Annotated in this window: 29 protein-coding genes and 1 pseudogene; 7 read left to right on the top strand and 23 right to left on the bottom strand. The window is 71.2% G+C overall.

The window, feature by feature from the left end; genetic code table 11:
- Positions 1-2: 2 nt before the first annotated feature.
- From B0675_RS41830 to B0675_RS02050, 16 genes and pseudogenes are all read right to left on the bottom strand, one after another.
- Positions 3-215, bottom strand: a pseudogene (locus B0675_RS41830) (WhiB family transcriptional regulator); the annotation flags it as partial.
- Complete coding sequence (locus tag B0675_RS02120; RefSeq protein WP_241539676.1) at positions 212-1,075, bottom strand: helix-turn-helix domain-containing protein; 864 nt, start codon at positions 1,073-1,075, stop codon at positions 212-214. The gene B0675_RS02120 and the pseudogene B0675_RS41830, both read right to left, overlap by 4 nt.
- Positions 1,065-1,331, bottom strand: coding sequence for a hypothetical protein (locus B0675_RS02115; protein WP_081217021.1), 267 nt, complete (start codon positions 1,329-1,331; stop codon positions 1,065-1,067). Before B0675_RS02115 ends, B0675_RS02120 begins: the two co-directional genes overlap by 11 nt.
- Positions 1,328-1,642 (bottom strand): hypothetical protein, encoded by a 315-nt coding sequence (locus tag B0675_RS02110; RefSeq protein WP_081217020.1) that lies wholly within the window; start codon positions 1,640-1,642, stop codon positions 1,328-1,330. The genes B0675_RS02115 and B0675_RS02110 overlap by 4 nt, the downstream gene beginning before the upstream one ends.
- A gap of 11 nt (positions 1,643-1,653) precedes the next feature.
- Positions 1,654-3,363, bottom strand: coding sequence for a hypothetical protein (locus B0675_RS02105; protein ID WP_081217019.1), 1,710 nt, complete (start codon positions 3,361-3,363; stop codon positions 1,654-1,656).
- A 21-nt stretch (positions 3,364-3,384) separates the two neighbouring features.
- On the bottom strand, positions 3,385-3,783 hold the full coding sequence (locus tag B0675_RS02100; protein ID WP_081217018.1) for a hypothetical protein: 399 nt from the start codon (positions 3,781-3,783) through the stop codon (positions 3,385-3,387).
- 74 nt (positions 3,784-3,857) lie between these two features.
- The gene (locus B0675_RS02095; protein ID WP_081217017.1) at positions 3,858-4,316 is read right to left on the bottom strand and encodes a hypothetical protein; all 459 of its coding nucleotides are present in this window, start codon (positions 4,314-4,316) and stop codon (positions 3,858-3,860) included.
- On the bottom strand, positions 4,313-4,642 hold the full coding sequence (locus B0675_RS02090) for a hypothetical protein (protein WP_143661047.1): 330 nt from the start codon (positions 4,640-4,642) through the stop codon (positions 4,313-4,315). Before B0675_RS02090 ends, B0675_RS02095 begins: the two co-directional genes overlap by 4 nt.
- On the bottom strand, positions 4,627-5,073 hold the full coding sequence (locus B0675_RS02085) for a hypothetical protein (protein ID WP_081217015.1): 447 nt from the start codon (positions 5,071-5,073) through the stop codon (positions 4,627-4,629). The genes B0675_RS02090 and B0675_RS02085 overlap by 16 nt, the downstream gene beginning before the upstream one ends.
- Positions 5,070-5,600, bottom strand: coding sequence for a hypothetical protein (locus B0675_RS02080; protein WP_081217014.1), 531 nt, complete (start codon positions 5,598-5,600; stop codon positions 5,070-5,072). Before B0675_RS02080 ends, B0675_RS02085 begins: the two co-directional genes overlap by 4 nt.
- The gene (locus B0675_RS02075; protein ID WP_081217013.1) at positions 5,597-5,911 is read right to left on the bottom strand and encodes a hypothetical protein; all 315 of its coding nucleotides are present in this window, start codon (positions 5,909-5,911) and stop codon (positions 5,597-5,599) included. Before B0675_RS02075 ends, B0675_RS02080 begins: the two co-directional genes overlap by 4 nt.
- Entirely contained in the window at positions 5,911-6,522 is a 612-nt protein-coding gene (locus tag B0675_RS02070) for a hypothetical protein (protein ID WP_081217012.1), read from the bottom strand. Before B0675_RS02070 ends, B0675_RS02075 begins: the two co-directional genes overlap by 1 nt.
- A complete protein-coding gene (locus tag B0675_RS02065; RefSeq protein WP_081217011.1) occupies positions 6,513-6,821 on the bottom strand; it encodes a hypothetical protein in 309 nt (102 codons plus the stop codon). The genes B0675_RS02070 and B0675_RS02065 overlap by 10 nt, the downstream gene beginning before the upstream one ends.
- A 5-nt stretch (positions 6,822-6,826) precedes the next feature.
- Positions 6,827-7,393 carry a hypothetical protein gene (locus B0675_RS02060; RefSeq protein WP_081217010.1) on the bottom strand — a complete coding sequence of 189 codons (567 nt, stop codon included), beginning with the start codon at positions 7,391-7,393 and terminating at the stop codon, positions 6,827-6,829.
- Complete coding sequence (locus B0675_RS02055; protein WP_143661046.1) at positions 7,390-7,920, bottom strand: hypothetical protein; 531 nt, start codon at positions 7,918-7,920, stop codon at positions 7,390-7,392. Before B0675_RS02055 ends, B0675_RS02060 begins: the two co-directional genes overlap by 4 nt.
- Before the next feature lie 125 nt (positions 7,921-8,045).
- Complete coding sequence (locus B0675_RS02050; protein WP_081217008.1) at positions 8,046-8,294, bottom strand: hypothetical protein; 249 nt, start codon at positions 8,292-8,294, stop codon at positions 8,046-8,048.
- 578 nt (positions 8,295-8,872) lie between these two features.
- On the opposite strand from B0675_RS02050, the gene B0675_RS02040 reads away from it, so the two are divergent.
- The gene (locus tag B0675_RS02040; protein WP_081217006.1) at positions 8,873-9,238 is read left to right on the top strand and encodes a transcriptional regulator; all 366 of its coding nucleotides are present in this window, start codon (positions 8,873-8,875) and stop codon (positions 9,236-9,238) included.
- 473 nt (positions 9,239-9,711) lie between these two features.
- A complete protein-coding gene (locus tag B0675_RS02030) occupies positions 9,712-11,004 on the top strand; it encodes a tyrosine-type recombinase/integrase (protein WP_241539675.1) in 1,293 nt (430 codons plus the stop codon).
- Positions 11,005-11,405: 401 nt separating this feature from the next.
- Here the strand turns inward: B0675_RS02030 and B0675_RS02025 are convergent, their stop codons facing one another.
- Positions 11,406-11,933: a hypothetical protein gene (locus tag B0675_RS02025; protein ID WP_143661045.1), complete on the bottom strand. Its 528-nt coding sequence runs from the start codon at positions 11,931-11,933 to the stop codon at positions 11,406-11,408.
- Positions 11,934-12,471: 538 nt separating this feature from the next.
- Here B0675_RS02025 and B0675_RS41825 point away from each other — a divergent pair.
- Positions 12,472-12,711 carry a hypothetical protein gene (locus tag B0675_RS41825; protein ID WP_241539674.1) on the top strand — a complete coding sequence of 80 codons (240 nt, stop codon included), beginning with the start codon at positions 12,472-12,474 and terminating at the stop codon, positions 12,709-12,711.
- Positions 12,712-12,849: 138 nt separating this feature from the next.
- On the opposite strand, the gene B0675_RS02015 is transcribed toward B0675_RS41825, so the two are convergent.
- The 3 genes from B0675_RS02015 to B0675_RS02005 all read right to left on the bottom strand — a co-directional run bounded on the left by B0675_RS02015 (position 12,850) and on the right by B0675_RS02005 (position 14,715).
- Positions 12,850-13,290, bottom strand: coding sequence for a VOC family protein (locus tag B0675_RS02015; RefSeq protein WP_081217003.1), 441 nt, complete (start codon positions 13,288-13,290; stop codon positions 12,850-12,852).
- Positions 13,291-13,618: 328 nt separating this feature from the next.
- A complete protein-coding gene (locus B0675_RS02010; protein WP_081217002.1) occupies positions 13,619-14,023 on the bottom strand; it encodes a hypothetical protein in 405 nt (134 codons plus the stop codon).
- 353 nt (positions 14,024-14,376) lie between these two features.
- Complete coding sequence (locus B0675_RS02005) at positions 14,377-14,715, bottom strand: hypothetical protein (RefSeq protein ID WP_081217001.1); 339 nt, start codon at positions 14,713-14,715, stop codon at positions 14,377-14,379.
- A gap of 171 nt (positions 14,716-14,886) precedes the next feature.
- On the opposite strand from B0675_RS02005, the gene B0675_RS41820 reads away from it, so the two are divergent.
- From B0675_RS41820 to B0675_RS01990, 3 genes are all read left to right on the top strand, one after another.
- Positions 14,887-15,351 carry a MarR family transcriptional regulator gene (locus B0675_RS41820; RefSeq protein ID WP_081217000.1) on the top strand — a complete coding sequence of 155 codons (465 nt, stop codon included), beginning with the start codon at positions 14,887-14,889 and terminating at the stop codon, positions 15,349-15,351.
- A gap of 80 nt (positions 15,352-15,431) precedes the next feature.
- On the top strand, positions 15,432-16,811 hold the full coding sequence (locus B0675_RS01995; RefSeq protein WP_241539886.1) for an MFS transporter: 1,380 nt from the start codon (positions 15,432-15,434) through the stop codon (positions 16,809-16,811).
- A gap of 2 nt (positions 16,812-16,813) precedes the next feature.
- Positions 16,814-17,401 carry a hydrolase gene (locus B0675_RS01990; protein ID WP_081216999.1) on the top strand — a complete coding sequence of 196 codons (588 nt, stop codon included), beginning with the start codon at positions 16,814-16,816 and terminating at the stop codon, positions 17,399-17,401.
- An 85-nt stretch (positions 17,402-17,486) separates the two neighbouring features.
- Here the strand turns inward: B0675_RS01990 and B0675_RS01985 are convergent, their stop codons facing one another.
- Positions 17,487-18,392, bottom strand: a complete 906-nt coding sequence (locus tag B0675_RS01985; RefSeq protein WP_081216998.1) for a 2-dehydropantoate 2-reductase — start codon at positions 18,390-18,392, stop codon at positions 17,487-17,489.
- A 167-nt stretch (positions 18,393-18,559) separates the two neighbouring features.
- Between B0675_RS01985 and B0675_RS01980 the strand changes: the two genes are divergently transcribed.
- Positions 18,560-18,790: a DUF2277 domain-containing protein gene (locus tag B0675_RS01980; RefSeq protein ID WP_081216997.1), complete on the top strand. Its 231-nt coding sequence runs from the start codon at positions 18,560-18,562 to the stop codon at positions 18,788-18,790.
- Positions 18,791-18,802: 12 nt separating this feature from the next.
- On the opposite strand, the gene B0675_RS01975 is transcribed toward B0675_RS01980, so the two are convergent.
- Together B0675_RS01975 and B0675_RS01970 are read right to left on the bottom strand one after the other, a co-directional pair.
- Positions 18,803-19,435 carry a VTT domain-containing protein gene (locus B0675_RS01975; protein WP_081216996.1) on the bottom strand — a complete coding sequence of 211 codons (633 nt, stop codon included), beginning with the start codon at positions 19,433-19,435 and terminating at the stop codon, positions 18,803-18,805.
- Between the two features lie 251 nt (positions 19,436-19,686).
- Positions 19,687-20,142 carry a DoxX family protein gene (locus B0675_RS01970; protein ID WP_081216995.1) on the bottom strand — a complete coding sequence of 152 codons (456 nt, stop codon included), beginning with the start codon at positions 20,140-20,142 and terminating at the stop codon, positions 19,687-19,689.
- Between the last annotated feature and the right edge of the window lie 29 nt (positions 20,143-20,171).

Here is a 20,171-nt window from a genome sequence, read left to right as displayed (position 1 = left end):
GGGAGCGCCCGGCGTTCGGAGCGGATGAGGCCGCCCCAGACGCCGTTGGGGGCGTCGGCGTCGAGCGCGTCGTACAGGCACTCGGCGCGCACGGGGCAGGTCCGGCAGATCGCGGCGGCCGCGACCGTGGAGGACCGGAAGAACCGCTCCAGGTCGCCCGCGCAGACCGCGCCGACCCACCAGTCCTCCCGGTAGCCGAGGCCGCCGCCGCTCATCCGGCGGGCTCCGGGACGCGGCCGCGCTTCACGTCCTGGCAGGCCTGGCAGTACGCGGTGCCGTTCGGTCCGTACCGGCCGTGCACCGCCTGGTCGTGGTCGCGCCGGCAGAAGGGTTGGCGCGCCCCCTTGCCGAGGACGTTGCGCAGCTGCTCCCTGATGTGGGCGCGGCCGGGCTCGTCTTCGATGTGGGACGGCTCGACGCACTGCGCCATGCCGCACTCGGCCTTTGCGTGGCCGACGGGGTCCCGGCCGGTGTGCTGCCGGAAGGCGATCGCGGCCGCCGTGTAGACGGCGTCCTTGTAGCGCATGACCGGTGTCCCGCTGCCCGATGCGCGTGACCCTGTCCACTCGATGTGGCCTCCGTCGACCGGCTTGGTGTGCGTCGCCCAGGCCTCTTCCAACGTCAGCGGCTGCATGGGGACGGTGGGCAGTCCGGCCTCGCGGCGGATGCGGCGGACGGCGGCACGATCGACGCCGAGCTCCCGCGCGACCGCGGCTGTCGACTTGCGCTGTTCGAGCAGCCTGAGGATGGCGGCGTGCTGGGGGTGCGGCCGGGTCCCGTTGCGGGTGATGGTGGCCGGGCCGAAGCCGCCCTCGCGGCGCATGCGGGCGATGGTGCTGACGTCTGCGCCGGTGGCTTCGCGGACGGCCGTGTCGGTGTGTCCCTCGGTCAGGAGCGCCCGGATGTCGTCCTGCTTGGGGTGCGGGCGGCGCTCCCAGGAGCTGCGGGGCGCCGGCGGGATGCCCGCGTCCTTGCGGGCCTGGGCGACCTTCCGCAGCGAGCATCCGGTCTGGCGGGCGATCGCCCGGTTGTTCAGGCCCTCCTCGAGGAGAGCGCGGAGCTGGTCACTTCCCATCGGTGCCTCCCTGAGATGCAGTGCGGTCGCGGTGCTGGCTGATGGCGACGCCGACCGCGAAGCCGGAGATCGCTTCCGCGAGCTCGGCCCGGTGCTGGGCCTGCTCCGCCGGCGGGCAGGGCGTGATGTGCTCCGGCAGCGCGACGGCCGAGTGGAGCCGTGGCGCGTGCCAGGCCGTGCCGGTGGAGTGGTCCTCGTCGGGGACGGCCGCCTGCTGCACGTCCTGGCCGTCGATGCACTCGACGGGGGCGGTCATCGCGTCCACCGCCAGGCGCCCGGGCGGACCGCTGCACGCCGAGGCGCCCTGTGCACGGGGCGCGGCGGCCGCGGGCCCCTGCACGTCGCGACGTGCGGCATCGCCCGCCACTCCGTGCCCTCGAGGCGGTCGCGTTCCTTCGTCAGGACACGGACCTTGAGGGTGCCCGTGCCGTTCGTGTGGGCGGCGAGGTTGCCCGCCTCGTCCGGCTGGGCGTTGATGGGCTGCCGGCGGCCGTGCTCGGTGATGGCCCACCGGATATCGGCCTGGCACTGCGGGCACTGGGCGACGTTGTGATCGGAAAGCTTCATAGGTCCTCCGGTCAGCTACCGGTCTCGGGCAGGTCCAGCGCCGGAAGGTGCGGGAGCACCAGGGCGTGGCCGTACAGGTGGATGGCGGCGGCCTGCCCGTGGCGGGCGATGGCCGTACGGATGTCGTCGGGGGTCGCGGCGGCGCGCTCGGCGGCCGTCGCGCGGGCGGGCCACGGGACCGGCGGCGGGAGCTCCACCACCGGAGCCGTCGAACGGCGGGGCAGAACGTTGTCGGGGCCGAGCTCGTCGAGCAGCTGCTGGCGCGCCCGGGCGGCCGCCCGCACGCCCCGCTGCTCCTCGGCGACGGCCTGGTCGTGCTCGAGGCGCCGGGCTCGCGCGGCGGCCAGCTGCTGCTCGCTCGCGGTGAGTTCGGCCTCTCGCTGAGCGCGGGCCCGCCGGATCGCGGCGTTGGTCATGCACGTCTCGCACGGCTCGCCGGTCTCCCAGACGGTGCCGGACTCGCAGGAGGCGAGGCCGCACCCGTGGCGGACCAGGGCCGCGCCGAGGAGCCAGCGGCCCATGTCCCGGATCGTCGTGGTCTTTGCGTAGCGGCGGGTGATCCGGTCGCGTAGGCGTTCCTCGAGGCCGTCCTCGGCACTCCCGGTGTCGAGCTGGGCGCCGATAGATCGGGCGACCTGTCGGAGCACGAAGGTGCGCAGCTGCGGGAGTTCGTGCCGTACGGGCTCGAGGACTCGCCAGATTCGGGGGGACAGCTGCAGGGCGGGGCCGGTGTACGGGGCGCGGCCGGTGGCCGGGTTCGAGGACGAGGTCTCGTCATCCGTGCGCAGCACGCGATTGCCTCGGCCGAAGGAGTCCGGCACGCGGTTATCCACAGGAGTCGCGACCCACTCACGGTCAGATCGCCTACGGCGGATAACCCCCACCACCTGCGTCTTAATGCGTCGGTCAGTCTGCAGGTCTTCCTCAGACGCGAGGGATCCGTCATGATCGCCCGCACCGGATCCGTCATGAATGACCGGTGACTCCGAACCCCACAGCGCGAGCTGCTCGTCGACCGCCGGAGCGGCGGCCGCGGGGGCCGGGACGGAGCGGAGCGGGTGGCGGCGGGTCTCGTACGCGTGGCGGCCGTGCTGGCCCTCGCGGCGGTGGACGGCGAGCCAGCCGGTGGCCTCGAGCTCGTCGACGAGACGGCGGGCCTGGCGCTCGCCGAGGTGTTCGCCGGCGCGCTGCCCGGTGTGGTGGAACAGCTGCTCGCCGAGCTCGGCGGCGGTCACCGGGATGCGGCGGGCGGTGGCGTAGGCGAGGAGCGCGTACAGGCGCAGGAGCCGCGGGCTCAGGGCCTCGGCGGCCCGGACCGGGATCCGCACCCACAGCTCGTCGGCGGTGAGTTCGCGGGTGACGCGGTGGGCGGACTGGCCCCGGCCGCCGGGCAGGGTGCGCCGGACGGTGGGGATCTCGACCAGGCCGTCGATGACGTCGGGCCGTACGAGCTGGCCGAGGCCGCGCTCGGCGGCGGACTTGCTCATGCCGAGGTACTCGGCGATGACGGCGACCTTGGCGGTGCAGCCTTCGGAGCGCTGGGACAGTGCTGCGATCTTGACGTAGACGCTCAGGGCCGCATCGGCGTACTGAGCACCTACGACCAGGCGCAGGGGGACCTTGATGGTCTGCCCGCCGCCGCGCGGGAGCGCCCCGGCAGCCGCGGAGTGCGGCTCGGGGTGCTCGGCAGCCAGAGCGGCTGCGTGCGCGGAGGCGGGCATCGGATTCCTCGGTGTGGGGTGTCAGGAGGGGGAGTCGGTGGTGCTGCGGCACGTGTGTTCGCGGCCGCCGGTGCGGTAGCTGGCCTCGCAGCAGTGCGTGGCGGCTTCGGCCTGCTCGGCCTCGCGGGCGGCGACGGTGCTGACCGTCTTGTTGGCGGCGGTGAGCATCTCCCTGACGAAGGACTCCGCAGCCTCGACGCCTCCGGACGCCCCGATCAGGCCGATCGCTGCGCCGAACAGCTGAGGGGCGACGCACGCGGGCAGGACAACGGCGGTGCTGTCCTCCTTCTCGTTCTCGTTGTTGAAGAACTGGAGTGCCAGCAGCGGGGCGCCGTGAGAGCAGAGCTCCCCTGTGCCGATGCCGGCGCCCGCCCTCGTGGCGCGGAAGGGGGATTCGGGTGGGATGAAGCGGAGTTCCATGGGCGTTCCCTCTTCGGGTGGTTGGGCGCCGGGCGGGCGCGGGTGGACAGCGCCCGCCCGGACGTTGGGGGAGGTCAGCGGGGCTGGCCGAGCGAGGCGCGTTCCGTGTGACGTGGGCCGCGGATGCGCTCGATGTAGAGGGAGGGGATCGTCATGTCGAACCGCGACTGACCGGTCCTGGGGCCCTCGGCGATGGTCGTGAGCGCGAGCCATCCGCGCTGGCGGAGGACTTCGATCTGCACGCCGATGCGCGCCGGGTCGAGGCCGGTGTCCTCGGCGAGCTGTTCGCGGCTGGGCTGGAAGTTGGGGGAGATCCGGCCGGTGCGGTGGTTGGCGTACATGAGCAGCGTGTGCGCGACCAGCCGGGCCTCGGGGAGCATGCCGCTCATCTGCAGACCCCTCTGGTACAGGGCTTTGAAGCGCTCGCCCGACTTCATGCGCGCCGGGGCGAGCGGGTTGGCCGGCGCTGTCTGCTTCACCTCGGCCGGGCGGGCGCGGCGGGCAAGGTCTGCGGGGCTCGGGGTGGTGGTCACAGGTTCAGTTCCGATCTGTGGTCGACGGCGGCCTGCGCGGCGCGGTACTGGCCGGGGTGGGAGCGGCGTTTGCCGGAGGCGATGGCCTGCGCGTCGTGGACACGGGAATCGCTGATGGGGCTCGGCGTCGTCCAGGCGCCGGTGGGGAGGCCGGGGCCGGGTTGCGGCTCGGGCTTCCCGAGGAGGGCGCTGGGCGTGTGGATGGGGCAGCGGGGGCCGGTGAGGTAGGCGCGGATGTTCTCGCCGGACCGGCAGTGGCGGCGCTCGGCTCCGATCCAGTGACGGCACTCCGGACGCTGCGGGTCGTCCTTCACTCCTCGGCCCACGCCGTGACCGCCTCGCTCGCGCCGACGAATCCGGACCACAGCCGAGGGTCCTCGCCGCCAGGAACGGGCAGGCCGGCGAGGAGTACACGGACGACGTCGACCACCGCGGCCGGGTCGGCCCACCGGTGCAATGGCAGGAACTCGGGCTCGTGCACCAGCTCGCCGTGCTGTTTCTGGGGCGCCCACTGCCACTGTTCGGCCGGGTGCTCCCACAGCAGTGCGATGCCGTGCTCGTAGACGTCTACGTTGAGGCTGCTGGAAGTGTCCGCACCCCACTCGAGCAGCGCGTCCAGCTCGGTGCCGCCCTCCGGGTGGAACCGGTTCTCCTCGGTGTCGCGCGTCTCGGCCGTAGTGGGCTCGAGGCCCGCCGCGATGAGCGCATCGACGACGGCGGTGATGTAGGGGTCGTGGGGCAGGGTGCGATTGGTCATGACGCTCCGTTCGGGCGGGCCTGGAGTTCGGTGGTGGTGTGGCGCTCCCACAGGCCGGCGAGTTGGTCGACGGATCCGGCCTGGGTGATGCGGCCGAGGAGGCGGCCGCACTGGCAGGTGCCGATGAACTCGCAGTCGCCGAACTCGACCGTCAGCGCGTGGCCGCCCGCGAGGGTCTCGACGAACTCGGTGTCGGGCGGGTCGGTACGAGGCTCGCGGTGGGCGCGGCCGAGGAGCTCGGCGGCGGCCGCCGCGTTGTAGCCGGCGTCTTCGAGGACGGCGAGGATCTCGGCGCGGGCAGTGAACTCCGTCCCTCGCGGCGTGGTGCTCGTGCCGGTCGGGGTGTCCTTCTGCAGGGCGCTGTCGATCGCGGCCGCCAGAACCTCCGGGGTCGCCGTCCACGTCGGGTGGGACGTACTAGGGCCGACCATCTGCACGACCGTGCCGCGCAACTCGACCGCGAGCGGCTCGCGTACGGCCTTCGGGTCGCGCAGTACCGCGGCGATGCGCTGGGCGCGGGAGATCATCGGCTCTCACCGCCGCGGCGCATAGGGATGGCCCGGAGGTCGGCCCGGGCCCGGGCGAGCGCGGCACAGCGGTCAACGCAGTACCAGTGCGCCGCCGCGCCGTCGGCGGAACCGTGGACCTTCACCATGCTGGACCGGGTGCTGCGCCGGGTGGCCGGACTGCCGCAACCGTCGACCGTGCACGTCTGGACGACGCCGGTCTGCTCAGGCGCGCGGCTCTCACCGACGAGCCCGCCGTTCCAGGCCTTCGCAGTCTGGCGCTGCCGGGCGCTGGTCTCGGGCAGTCGAGGACGCTGCGATCGCTCACGCATCAGACGGCCACCACCAGCGGGCGGTGCGTGCGAGTCTCGGCGGCCGCGATCCAGGCGGCGGCCGCGTCCAGGTCGTCGAGGCCGTTGCTGCTGTAGCGCCAGCGGAGGCTGTGGACCTGGTGCGCGCCGGCCGCGTCCGGAAGGGCGCCAGCGATCCACTGCGGTGCGCCGCTGGCGTCGCGGTAGCGGGTGATGATCCCGAGCAGGTTCTCGGTGCTGACGGTCTCGGCGTGCTCGCGGGTGACGAGGTAGTCGCGTGCCTCGCCGCCCTGGATGACGGGCTGTCCGGGCCACAGCCACAGGCCAGCCCGTTCGGTCGGCGCCTGGCCCCAGCCGCTGTCCGTGACGCTGCTGACCACGTGGGTGAGGCTCTCGCCGGTGACGGTCCGGACGGTTCCGCAGTCGCGGCACAGCAGCCGCAACTGGACGCGGCGAAACGTGTCGGAGTGGGAGCACACGTCATTGGGGCAGGCGTGCTGCTCGGCGCCGGTCGAGACGATGCGGGCGCCCTCGTCACGGCGTTCCTCGACGACGTCCCAAGTGGGGCGCGGACAGTCGACGGTGTGGGACAGCGGCTGCCATCCGAGGTACAGGTCTTCGATCAGGTGCATACGGGCTGTCCCTTTGCGTGGCGGGCGCGATACGCCTTCACCTCGTCCTCGCGGAGGCTGAGGGTCTGGTCGTTGGCGGTGTCGGCCGGCGGACGGTCGGGCATGGGCGGGATCTCGAAGGGGACGGGGGCCGGAGCGGGCGGCGGCGTCGCGGCGTCACGGCGGGCGACGTACGCGGCCTGCTCGAGGTCAGCACCGGCGTGCGCGGACGAAGCACCGAGTCGGGCGGCCACGGCGACCAGCGCGAGTGCGCTGACGCCGAGGACGCCGGAGCCGATCCACTCGGCCGTGCTCGTCACGGTGCTCACCACGGGTGGCCGGCCATGAAAGGGCCCAGCCGTGCTGCGCTCTTGGTGGCGAGGAGGTCGGGGACGCCCTCGCCGCGCAGCTCGACCGCGATGTCGCCGTAGTGCCCGGTGGTCGTCGTGCCGCACGGCTGCTCCGGCGAGCAGGTGGTGGCCTCGAACTTGTCGAGCCACCAGCCCCAGGCCTGCGGCGATCGGGGGCGGACGGTGACGACCAGGCTCGTCGCCGTGGGCACGTCCAGCGCCAGGACGTCGCGCTGCTGGCGCTGCAGCTCGAGACCCAGGAGCGCGGCGGGAGCGTCCTCGGCGACGTCCGACCGGATGCTCAGCGTGCAGCCCGCGAACTCGCGGACGTGGCGCTCGCCTCCGTCGCTGTCTTCGGCCAGCGCGTTCGTAGCGACCGTGAAACGGCTGACCGTCGCACCGTTCTTGCCGAGCATCGCGGCGACGTCGGGGGTGAGTTCGACGGCCAGGCGCTCGAGGTGCTCGCGAGTCAGCGGCAGGTCGAGAGCGGCGGCCGCGGAGTCGAGCCGGGCAAGCAGCTGCTGCTGCAGGCCCCGGCTCACTGCGCGCCGTCCGCGGCCGCGACGACGGGGACGACCGCGATCACGCTGGCGCCCAGCGGTACGGGCTCGGCCGCCGGCATCGGCGGCGAGGAAGCGGCGGGCCGCTCGTCAGAGGTGGCCGGGGCAGGGTCGCCGTGCAGCCGGGCGGCATCGTCGACCGACAGCAGCGCCCGGGCGATGATGTTGACTCCGCCGAGCGCGGCTCGCGTCTCGACGAACACGCCGTGCAGGCCGGTCGGGTCCGACTGCTCCTGCAGCACGGGCGTGTCAGCGAGGGCAGCGATCTCGAGGACTCCGCGGCCGCCTTCGAGATTGCTGCCGAAGTGGAAGCGGATGCTGTAGACGCCGACGAGCTCCTCGAACTGCTCTATGGCGCGGGGCAGCACGGTCGTCCGGGCGACGATGCGCGTGGCCAGGGCCGACGCCCGCTGGTACGCGACGCGCGCCGGATCGACGGGCGGGGCCGGCACTCTCGGGTCATCCGGCGCGCTGGGCGCGGGGTGCAGGGTCCGGATACTCTCTTGCACGTGAACCTCATTCCTGAGTGGTGAGGTGAGCGATTTCGAGCGGGGCTGCAGCGGACCGGCCAGGGTCTGTATGCGGCCCCGTTTTCGTTGCGGCCGGTGTCGAGCGGCGCGACGGCGGGGGAAGGTCAGGCGGTGGCCACGAGCTGGGTGGAGCGCTCGTGCTCGGCCATCCAGGCCTTGACCTCGGTCAAGTCGAAACGGCGTGCAGCCTTCTGGCCGCCGGTGACGCGCATCGGCTCGACGGGCATTCCCGCCTCGATCCACCGGAGGACCGTCCAGTCGGAGACGCCGTAGTAGGTCTCCAGTTCCTTCTGGCTCAGCAGGGGGATGAGGCCGGCCGGGAGGGGGACGCGACGTTCAGCCTTCTTCGGCATCGGAGGACCTTGACCTTTCTACAGTTGATGTTGAATGTGGGGGCATAGCAAAAAGGTCCTGGAGGGGGGCGTTCGTCCTCCGGTGTAGCGCTTCGGCGACGAACCAGGCGGTGTCCAACTCGCAGCGATCGCGAGCGGTTTTCCCGCGTCCGGCGAGGCGGCCGACCGTCGCTGGGCTGATGCCCTTGCCGGTCGGATCCACTTCCTTCGTGGCCTCGGCGAGCTCCGGACCTGTGAGTCCCGCCCGCTCCATGGCCTCTCTGAGTGGCCTGCCTTCGCCCTTGCGGTGGAGTTTCGGCATGTGTACCCCGTGCCAGGTGGTGTCTGAGTTCTCCCCGCTTCCGGGATGATGCGCCATTTCTACAGTTGAAGTTGAAGCCTGTCAACGAGCGGTGCCGAGAAATGCCGAGACGTCGCAGTGGGGTGCATTGATCGAAAGCGTGTTCTAGGGTGGTTGAGCCTTCGACATATGACTAGGTAATACGGCGCGTGACGGGGAGGTCGCGCGCTGCACGGCTTTGCGCCACGCTTCTACTTTCGCTTGCCTAAAGTAGAAGCGACAGGGCAATCTTGGGCGCGTGGAGACCGAGGACAATCCCCCCGTCGAGGACTTCGCGCAGGCTCTCGCAGCACTCAAGGCTGAGTACCAGGTCAGCGACAGCGAGATCGCGCGAAGGATTAACGTCTCCCCAGCTACCGTCAACACCTGGGTGCACCGCAAGCGCGTGCCTCGCGACGAGGCCATCGCTCGCCTCGCGCAAGCCTTCCCTAAGTACTCGGCCAAGCGCCTGTCTGACGCCGCCGGCCGGAAAGTGCCCGGCCCGCTGAGCCCTGATCGGGAAGAGCGCCTCCTCGAGGTCATGAGGGGGCTCACCGAGGATCAACAGGAGAGCTTCGAGATCCAGATGCGCGCGGTGCGAGACTCGAATCGCTCAAATCGCTGAGCCGTACAACCATCTGGCTGGCTCGTAGGTCTCCGTAAAACGGATCCCGTCACTCACCGTTAGATCCGATCAACAACACGCTTCCCACTGGTCGAAAAATCCACCACTTGGGGGTACGGTCGATCGCACGGCCGATGCCCTCCCCCTTCGGCTCCAGGTCCCGATCTACCTGCGATCCCGGGGGTATCTATGTGCGTCCGCGTCCGATTCTCTTCGCGTGCTACGCCCCGCCTGTTCGATCCTTCGACGCGCACCATTACGCTGCCCGCCTCTGTCAGCCGCGTACATACGGTCACAGCCGTTCGGGCCGTTCTTGCTCAACTCGCCGTGGTGCAGCCCGAATTGGGTGCAGTCTGCTGGTGCGGGGAGCCGGTGAACCTGCTCCCTCGCGTACCCCAACAGCGACGTAACGAGCAGGTGATCAAGCATGGAGCGTAGCCCCAACGCCCCAACGTCCATCGCGGAGGCGCAAGATGCCGCGTAGGGCACAGAACAACCCTCGACAGATCCGCAGCAAGCTCTGCGGATGCGCCCTCTGCCTGGCCGAGTTCCCGCCGGCGGAGTACGGCGAGCGGCGCGGGCGCCGCGACTGCATCGGGTCCTGGCAGGCCCGCTACCGGGACCCCGCCGGGAAGCAGAAGGCGAGGAACTACGCCATTGAGGACGGCGGGAAGAAGGCGGCCGAAGCTTTCCTCGACAAGGTCCGGACAGAGGTCCGCGAGCGGACGTACCGGAACCCGGAGCGCGGCAAGATCACGCTCGCCGCGTGGTGGGAAGAGTTCTGGGAGGTTGAGCAGAAGAAGGTCACCACCACCACCCGGAACCGCAAGCTCGGCCTCTGGCGCAAGCACATCAAGCCCCAGTGGGGGGACTACCCCCTCAACAAACTCGAGTACATGGCACTGCAGAAGTGGCTGACCGCCAGCGTGAAGGGCTGGGAGACGCAGAAGAAGACGAAGGAGCTGCTCTTCGCACTGCTCGACGCGGCCATCAAAGACGGCGAGCGGATCACCACCAACCCGGCGACACACCTGACGATGACGGCGACCAAGCCGGTGAAGCATCCCGACGACGTGAAGCCGCCGACGGCTGCGCAGTACGACCTGATCCACGCCGCGTTGCCGGAGTACTACCAGCGCATCTTCCGGGACTTCGCCTACGAGACGGCCATGCGCCCCGGCGAGGTGGCCGGCGCACGGCTGCACTGCCTCGACGAGGACGAACGCGTCCTGTACATCAAGGAAATCCTCATCAGCGACGGCGGCCGCCTGGTCCGTCAGGCCAAGCCGAAGACCGAGGCCGGGTACCGCGCGGTGCCGCTCACGCCGACCGCGTGGGACGCGGTGCAATGGATGGTCGAGCGGTGGAAGCCGGTGAAGACGCGCTCCGCCATCGGCGACGGCACTGACGTCCAGGTGAAGGAGCTCATCTTCCGCGGGCCTCGCGGCGCAGCGTTGAACATCAACAACATTCGTCGCCCCTGGCGACGTGCCTGCGTGCAGGCCGGTGTCGCGCGAATGGTGACGGATCCGGAGACGGGGCGGCCGGAGTGGTGGCCAAGGCCGTACGAGTACCGGCACGACGTCACCAGCCGCCTGCACCACGCGGGCGTCAAAGAAGTCGACGCTCAGCGCTTCCTCGGCCAGAAGCGCGGGGGCAAAGTGACGTGGATCTACACGCACGAGAGCGAGGGTGCGCGAGAGAACGTGCGGGACGCCCTGACCAGGGGCGAGCCGCCGGTTAGTGGACTCCGGGCCGTGGAGTGACCGTTGAGGGCCGGAGTCCACGCAGAGTCCACATGGTCCCCTCGAAGCCTCTCGACACCACTCGGAGCCACCAGATTTCGGAGCCTGGAAAGGGGCTCGCTCCACTCGGTGCAGATCGGAACCACTCGGAACCACAGGCGCCCAGGACTGAAGCCCTTACAAGGCGGATGTCGGCGGTTCGAAACCGTCCGCGCCCACCAGTCCCAGGACACGAACAAGGCCCAGGTCAGCCGGTGTGAAGCCGGATGCCTGGGCCTTGATCTTTTTCGGTTGCCGGGGTTGCCGGGGCTGGGGTGCCCCTTGCGTGCCAGATGAGTCGCGCGGGGGCCACTTCAGTGTCCGTAGCCGGGGGTGGTGATCGGTGAGGACGGCCGATGCCTGGCGATCCGGCGGGCGAACACCTACCACCCATCCTCGGCGGGCCCGACAACTCGGGCACCAACCTGCGCTGCCAGCCAAGCAGCTCGCGCGTCGTGGCCGGGTCGGGCATGAACGAAGACGGTGTGCTCGACTGCCCATTCTTCGCAGTGGATCGTGTGGCTGTTGCTCGCGATCTGCAATTCGGCGTACTTGTACTCCTCGTCCAGCCCGAGCTCCGGAATCGCCGGCCACTTCAGGTCGTGCCACAGGACGTAGCACCTGGTGATGCGTGCCCACGCAGTGAAGGCGTGGCCTGCCTGCGCCAGATCCGACACGCGTAGGCTCACGTTCGCGGGCAGGGCCGTACGTTCTTCCCCGTAAAAACTGACATTTGCTCCAGGAAGAGTCTCTGTCAGACGGCGGAGCACGTCGTCATCGTGTGCCTGGGCGTCAAGAAAGCAGGCTTCCGGCCTGTACCAGAACGCAATCGCAAGCAACTTCTCCGCAAGCGTCAGCGCATCTGTCAGATCTGCGGTGCGCAACACCGGCCACGCACAGGTGTTTCCCATGGAGAGATCGTGCCAGAACGATCACGTCGCCTGCCGAGAATTTGTGCGAGCAAAGGTACGCAGTTCCGAGGCGTGACCGGAGTAAACGGTACGTTGCAGGCATGCCGTCCGAGTCCGTGCCAACCTGTCCCCGACGCGGTGGCCCGTTGAAAGTTGGCGCGATGGCGCATTGCCACTGCGAGGAGGACGACCGTCGAACCTGCCGTTTGGTCTGGGGCTGCTCCAACCAACACGTCTGGTGGAAGTGAGTCGCCTGTCCGACCGTCCGAACTTCCCGACGTCGCAGGGATCGCGCGGGCTGCCTGCCGCCCGTCGCTTCCCCGGTCAGCGTGACGCAGTCTTCGTTGTCAGTCCCGACCTGTACGGTCCCGCCCCATGGCTGAGAGACCGACTACGAGCTGGCGTCACGGCATGGCCGAGGAAGCCGAGGCGCTTGCCGCCGGCACCCTGGATCCCGAGTGTGCCTCCATGGCTGGGCTGTTCCCCGAGACACTTCTGACTTGCGACAGATGAGGTCCTCGACACCTTCGAGCGCGAGTTGCCCGACCTGGACGGAGCTTGTGACGAGACGGTCTTCGCCGCGGTGGAACGCGTCGTCCTGGCCCTGAATGCCGTGAACGAAGTCCACGGCGGAGCCGCCTTCGAAACCGACGAGCGCGAGCAACTTTGCCACTACATCGACCACTCACTCACCGAGCACGGCGTTGACGTCGTCGCACTGACCACCCCTCACGGACTCGGGCGGTACGAGATCACGGATCAGTGGCGAAAGTGGTAGCGGCATGTCTCCGTCCCCGATCCCGTCGCTGTGCAGGTGCCGCGTCGTCAGTCGAGTCGTGTGCGTGGCCGTCTCGCGCCTGGATGGCAATGGCCTCGTGTGCAGAGCGGCTGGTGCTGGACGGGCCGTCGCCCCGGTTCAGTTCAGTTGCTCCGCCAAGCCGACGATGATGCCCTCCGGGCCGCGGACGTAGCAGAGCAGGTAGCTGTTCTCGAAGCGGGCGATCTCGCCGACGAGTTCGGCGCCGTGGGGGCGCAGGCGGGCGACGGTGTCCTCGATGTCGTCGACGGCGAACATGACGCGGTGCGTGCCCAGGATGTTGTGCGGTGGGTTGCGCGGTCCGGCACTGGTTGCCAGCGGGCTGCGGTACTTCGCCAGTTCGAGGCGGCTGTGTCCGTCCGGGGTCCGGACCATCGCGATGTCGCAGCGGACGCCGTCGAGTCCGGTGCACTGGTCGGCGACGAGGCCCTCGACCGTCGCCCTGCCCTCCAGCTCCATACCGAGTTCCACGAAGAACGCGACGGCGGCGTCCAGGTCCTCGACGACGATGCCGACGTTGTCCATCCGCTGAATCGCCATGCTGGTCTCTCCTTCTTCCTGCTGCGGCCGGTGGTGGCTGCTGATGTCCCTGGGACGGAGCCGGTGGCACGTTCTCGACATCCGCAGACTGCCGAGTTCCGAAGAATTCGGATCGTGCCTCAGGCCAGGGGCATCCGGGTGTACCAACCCACCGTCGGGACGGTGGAAAGGGTTCCCGCGAGGGCCCGCACCATGGGCGCCACGCCACGCCGTACCTTTGCCGCGCCACGCCGTACCGTGCCACGCCACGCCACGCTGCGGTGCGTTGCGCCGGGCTGTGCGAGGTGTGGGTCAGGTCGTAGCGAGGTGTCCCAGGGCGTGCCGGACGTCAGTGTTCCGCGGGCCGGTCGCGGCGTCGTAGCGCCGGGACGACCGCGGAGACGGCGGCGGTCACGGCGAGGCTTCCCATCATCACCAGCACCACGCCGACCATGAAGAGGCCGCTGGAGTCGTCCGACCAGTCGTAACCGGCGGCAAGGGTGAGGCCGGCCGTGGTGCCGGCCACGGCGCCCGCGACGTAGTGCCGGGACACTGCCCAGAACACGGGTGGCAGCAGCGTCAGCACCAGGCCGATCACCTGCCACGCCTCGTACGGGCCCGTCGTCGAGCCGTCGGGGTGCACGTCGCGGTGCTGGTCCCAGCCCAGCCAGGCTGCCCACAACGCGACCGACAGCGCGGCCAGCAGGAGCATCGACACGAGCTGGGGAACAGGTTTCAGTGATCTTTGAGGCATGGCCCCAGAGTTTCCGATCATCGGTTCACCGGCCAGAGCGCAGATACTCAGCTCCGCCCGAGTACATCAGCCATGGACACAGGTCGAGCGCGTCGAGGCCCCGCCTCGCCTGGCCGGGTCGTGTCGGCCGTGGAGCTCGGCCCCAACTGGTCGCGCGTCGAGGCGAGTTCGCCCAACTGCCGCACCGCGCGCGTGGAGGCCGCCGCAGACGTCTGCCCTCCGGCCGCCGGCGGGACGGCGGTGACCCGCGAGCCCCGCAGCCCGCCCACCTCGCCCCCGGAGACGCGCGAGGCCCGGACCTGCCGGGTGTACGGCGGGGATCCGGGCCCGTGCGGTGACGAGGCGGGGCCGGGTCAGACCGGCGCCACCCCGTCCCCCGCGCGCTTCAGGCTCATCCGCGCCTCCACCTTCGCCGGTGGCGCGACCTCCGACCAGTAGCGGTGTCCGGAGACGAACACGGCGAGTTCGAGTTCGCGCTGGCGGAGCTTCTCGACCTCGGCCTGTTCGTCGGGGCTCCAGCCGGGGGAGGCGGGGCGTTCCACCTTGCGCCAGCCGCCGGTGTCGCTGAAGCCGTCCAGCGGTTCGACCGACCAGGGGAGTCGTTTCAGCAGGGCCAGCAGCTCGGCCCGGACCTGATGCAGCTCCTCCTGACCGGCCAGGAGGTCACTCGGAAAGTCGTAGGTCTCAGCCACGCGCCAATGATACGTCTGTTCGATTTTATGGGGCGAGTTTCTTACGGGAGTTCACGCGAACGGGTGTTCCGTATCTCGCTGACCTGGGGGAAAGCGGGAAGCGGGTGAGTATGCAGGCAGGCTGCGCAGGTGGAACTGGACAGTCTGGACTGATTAATTTACGGTGGCGGAATGGCTCAGGACAGCACTCCTCCGTACGACCCGGGCGTCTCGGACTCCGCCGCCCGCGCCGCGCAGGATCTGCGGGTCGCGTTCAGCCTTCTCCGGCGGCGGATCCGGGAGGTCTCCGAGAAGCAGGATCTCACGCCCTCCCAGGTCTCCGCGCTCACCCTCGTGAGCAAGAGCGGTGCCGCCACCGCCAGCGCGCTCGCGGCGACGGAGGGAGTCCGGCCCCAGTCGATGGCCGCGACCCTCGCCGCCCTCGACCAGTACGGCCTCATCCAGCGCAACCCGGACCCCGGCGACGGCCGGCGGCAGCTGATCACCCTCACCGAGGCGGGGCGCGAGCGCGTCGAAGGCACCCGGGAGGCCCGCTCCGCCTGGCTCGCCCATGCCTTCGAGGAGCGCTGCACGGAGGAGGAGCGGCAGACGGTCATCGCGGCGATGGCCCTGCTGGAACGGCTGACCCGCACGTGATACCCACGCTCCGCGCGCGGTTCCAGCAGCGCTTCACCCCGGCCGGCGACGGCGGGCCGCCCGACCGGTTCGACCGCCGGCTGATCGCGCCGATGGTCCTCGGCTCCGTACTGAACCCGGTCAACTCCTCCATGATCGCGGTGGCGTTGGTGCCGATCGGCAGCGCGCTCGGCGCTCCGCCCTCGCAGACCGCGTGGCTGGTCTCCGGCCTCTACCTCGCCACCGCCGTCGGGCAACCGGTCATCGGACGGCTCGTCGACATGTTCGGGCCGCGCCGCCTGTATCTCATCGGTACGGCCATGGTGGGCGTCGCCGGGCTGCTCGGCTCCGTCGCCCCGGACCTCGGCGCGCTGGTCGCCGCCCGGGTCCTCCTCGGATTCGGCACGTCGGCCGCGTATCCCGCCGCGATGCACCTCACCCGCAGCGAGGCCGAACGCACCGGACGGGACAGTCCGGCCGGCGTGCTCACGGCGCTCGCGGTCTCCGCGCAGACCGTCTCCGTGATCGGCCCCACCCTCGGCGGGCTGCTCATCGGCCTGGGCGGCTGGCGCACCATCTTCCTCGTCAACGTGCCGCTGTCGCTGGCCTGTCTGGTCCTCGGCGCCCTCCGGCTGCCCAAGGCCACCAAGATCGCCAAGGGTGCCAGGGGTGCCGACCGTGCGGCGGACGCGGAGGGCGTGCCCGTTCCCGCCGCGCGCGGCATCGACCTTCCCGGCATGGCCCTCTTCGCCGCCCTGCTCGTCGCGCTCATGGTGTTCCTGATGAAACCGCGGGCCGAGGACTGGTACCTGCCGGTCCTCGCCCTCCTCGCCGGCGCCGCCTTCGCGCGCCGGGAACTCCGGGTCCCCGAACCCTTCATCGACCTGCGGGTCCTCGGCGGCAACGGACCCCTGCTGGCCACCTTCCTGCGCCAGTTCCTCAGCTACACCACCGCGTACGCCTTCCTGTACGGGTTCACCCAGTGGCTGGAGGAGGGGCACGGACTGCACGCGGCGGCCGCCGGACTCGTCCTGCTGCCGCTGTCGCTGACCGGACTGCTCGTCTCCGCGGTCACCGGACGACGGGAGGCCGTGCGCGGCAAGCTGGTGGTCGGCAGTCTCGTCCAGATCGCCGGATGCGCGGCGATGCTGACCCTCCAGGCGGGCAGCGCGATGTGGCTGCTGGCGGCGGTCGGTGCCCTCATGGGCGTCCCGCAGGGCCTCAATGGCCTGGCCAACCAGAACGCCCTCTACCGGCAGGCCGACCCCGCCCGGATCGGCTCCGCCGCGGGCCTGCTGCGCACCTTCATGTACCTCGGCGCGATGGCCGCCTCCGCGGCCGACGCGGCCTTCTTCCGGCACGGCGCCGACACCGGCGGCCTGCACCACCTGTCCCTTTTCATGCTCGCCGGAGCAGTGCTGCTCCTGGCGGTCACCGTGATCGACCGGTCACTTGGCACCCTCACCCCCCGAAAGGCCTGACCATGGCAGTCACCACCATCGACCCCCGCACCGCGCTCGTCGTCATCGACCTGCAGAACGGCATCGTCGGCAACCCGGGCGTCGGCCCGCACCCCGCCGCCGACGTCGTCGAGCGGTCCGTGCGTCTCGCGGACGCCTTCCGCGGCCACGGCCTGCCGGTCGTCCTCGTCCGGGTCACCGCCGCAGCCGACGGCGCGGACGCGGTGAGCGGACGCACCGACGGAGCGAGCCGGGGTCGCAGCTTCCCCGAGGGCTGGGACGTCATCGTCGACGACCTGGCGGGGCACCCCGAGGACATCACCGTCACCAAGCGGAACTGGGGCGCGTTCTACGGCACCGACCTCGACCTGCAGCTGCGCCGCCGCGGGATCACCCAGATCGTGCTGACCGGCATCGCCACCAGCATCGGCGTGGAGTCCTCCGCCCGTGCCGCGCACGAGCACGGCTACCACGTCACCCTGGCCACCGACGCGATGACCGACCTCGACGCGGAGACGCACCGCAACAGCGTCGAGCGGATCTTCCCGCGCCTCGGCGAGACCGGCACCACCGACGAGATCCTCGAGGTCCTCGACAAGTCCCGCGTCTGAGCGGGGAAAACCCCAACCACCCGGGCCGTGACCGGAGTTCGCGAACTCCAGCCACGGCACGGGTAGGTGGGGGAGGGCGTGCGGTTCAGCCGGAGGAGGGCGTCAGGTCCCGCACGAGAGCGGAAGCCACCGGCACCGGCACCCCGGCGCGGTCCGCCGCCCGCAGCAACGCGCCGCCGATGGCGTCGAGTTCGAGGGTGCGGCCGGTCTCCGCGTCACGCTGCATCGACGACTTGGCGCCCGGCGGGAACGCGTCGTAGCGGGCCAGCGCGGCCGCCGGATCGACCGGGGCGCCGGACGCCCGGCTGACCGCCGCGGTCTCCTCGACCAGCGCGGTCAACTCGTCGCGGTGCTGGGTGCGTACGTCACCCAGCGGGAGGCCGTACCGCGTCGTCAGCAGCGCGAACGGCGCGAGGAACGACATCTTCGCCCACAGCGTCGCCGCCTCCTGGTCCTCGCCCCGGACGCCCACCCCGGCCTCCGCCAGCGCGGCGGCGAGCGCGTCGACCCGGGGGCGGGACGCCGTCTCGGCGGTCAGATCGACGTCGGCGAACGGACTGCCGTGCTCGATCACGCCCGGCGCGGTCCGCGTCGACTCCACCCGGATCACCGCGGGGGCCACCTGCTCGGGGCGGTAGCGCTCGCGGAGCAGGGCGGGGTGCTCGACGCCGTTCAGGAACGGCACGATCAGGGCGTCCTCGCCCAGCACCTTCGCCGGGACCCGCTCCAGGGCGGCGTCCAGGGAAGTCGCCTTGACCGCGATGAGCAGCGCGTCGACAGGCTCCCGCAGCCCGGTGTCCGCGGACACCCGGGCCGTGAAGTCCCCGAACAGGCCGCTCCGCACCTCGATGCCGTCGGCGGCCAGGGCGCGCGCGGTGTCCTCCCCGGCCAGGCAGACCACCCGGTGGCCCGCGCGGGCCAGCACCGCCGCGAGGAGCCCGCCGACCCCTCCCGGACCCAGTACCGCCACGGTCAGCCGGTCGTTCGCCATACGTCCTCGATCCTCCGAACGGGACCCGCCGAAAGCCGTCGGGCCATGATCAGCACAATCCGCGCGACCGGCGGCCCTATTCCCGGCTCCGCGGGTCCCGCACTCCCCGGGCCTGCGGGTTTACGCAGAGGGCCCCGCGATCGCGCCGGCCGCGCGACACTGGACTCATGTGCCGCAGCATCAAGACACTCCGTCCGCCGTCGATCCCCGAGGAAGCGACCGACGAGGAGATCCGCGCCGCCGCTCTGCAGTACGTGCGCAAGGTCTCCGGGTTCCGCGCCCCGGCCGCCCACAACCAGGAGGCCTTCGACCGGGCCGTCGAGGCCGTCGCCGCCGCGACCGCCGACCTCCTCGAAACCCTGGAGGTACGGGGCGTGCCGGCCCGGCGCGCCGGATAGCGTGCCGGACGCTCAGGCGCCGGTGCCCTGCTCGCGTACGGCCGGCTTGCGCACGAGGTAGGCGGCGCCCGCCCCGGCGATGAACAGCGCTCCGAAGGACACGCCCGTCGCGAGCCAGGTGGCGCCCAGCCACTGGCCGCCGAAGTAGCCGAGCCCCACGCTGTAGCCCGCCCACGCGACGCCGGCGAGCACCGACCAGGGCAGGAACTCGCGGACCCGGCGGTGCGCCGCGCCGGCGCCGAGCGAGACGACCGAGCGCCCGGCCGGTGCGAAACGGGCGACGACCACGAGCACCCCGCGTGCCCCGCCGCCGCGCGCCAGGACGTCGCCGAGACGTTCCTGCGCCTGTGTGAGGCGGCGCGAGCGGGCGATCGCGCGGTCCAGGCGCTCGCCGCCGCGCCAGGCGAGGCGGAACGCCACCAGGTCGCCGAGCACCGACGCCGTGGCCGCGCAGAGGGTCAGCACCAGCAGGTCGGGGACGGCGTGCGGGACGGCGCCGGTGGCGGAGCCCGCCGCGGCCGTTGCCGCGGTGATCACCAGCACCCCGCTCGGCAGCACCGGCAGGAACACATCAAGGACGACGGACACGGCGACCGCCGCGTAGATCCATGGGCTGCCCGTCAGCGACCCCACACTCTCCAGCACCGAAACACTCCCCCGGAATCCCCCGTAGGCACGGACCGTGCCGCGACGTCGCGGGGAGCGGCAGGGGCGGCCAGTACAGCCATACAGCGTACGCCGCGGGCGGGGCCGGAGATCCACGGGGGCCGCATGTGTCGGTCACATCACGTTCACGGTCCCGCACGCTCCGGTCACGTCCGGACGCGGCGGCGCCCGCCTCCCGTGACCGGGGGCGGGCGCTGTCGTGCGGTGCGGGAGCGATGCTCGTGGGTCGGTCAGGCGGTGACGGGCTCCGCGGCCCGCTGCTCCTCGGCGGCTGCGGGGGTACGGGCGGTGAGCAGCCGGTCGAGGCCGAGCGCGCCGGAGCCGGTGAAGACGAGCAGGAGCATGGCCCAGCAGAACAGGGCGGAGAGTTCGCCCCCGTTCTGGATCGGCCACAGGGCGGCCGACTGGTGCACGTCGAAGTAGGCGAACGCCATCGAGCCCGAGGCGACGAAGGCGGCGGCGCGGGTGCCGAGTCCGAGGAGGACGAGAGCGCCGGCGACGAGCTGGATGACGGCGGCGTACCAGCCGGGCCAGGTGCCCGCGTCGACGGTGCCTCCGTCGGTGCCCGCCGCGCCGCCGAGCACGCCGAAGAGCGAGGCGGTGCCGTGCACGGCGAAGAGCAGGCCGACGACGATGCGGAACAGGGCTATGGCGTACGGCTGGGCGCTGTTGAGGCGTCCGGTCATGTGGGGAACTCCTTCGGTCTGATCCGGGC

The sequence above is a fragment of the Streptomyces sp. M41(2017) genome, from assembly GCF_002078175.1.
Classification (GTDB): domain Bacteria; phylum Actinomycetota; class Actinomycetes; order Streptomycetales; family Streptomycetaceae; genus Streptomyces.
Note: the sequence above shows the minus strand (reverse complement) of the source record. Positions and strands in the feature narration are given on the sequence as shown.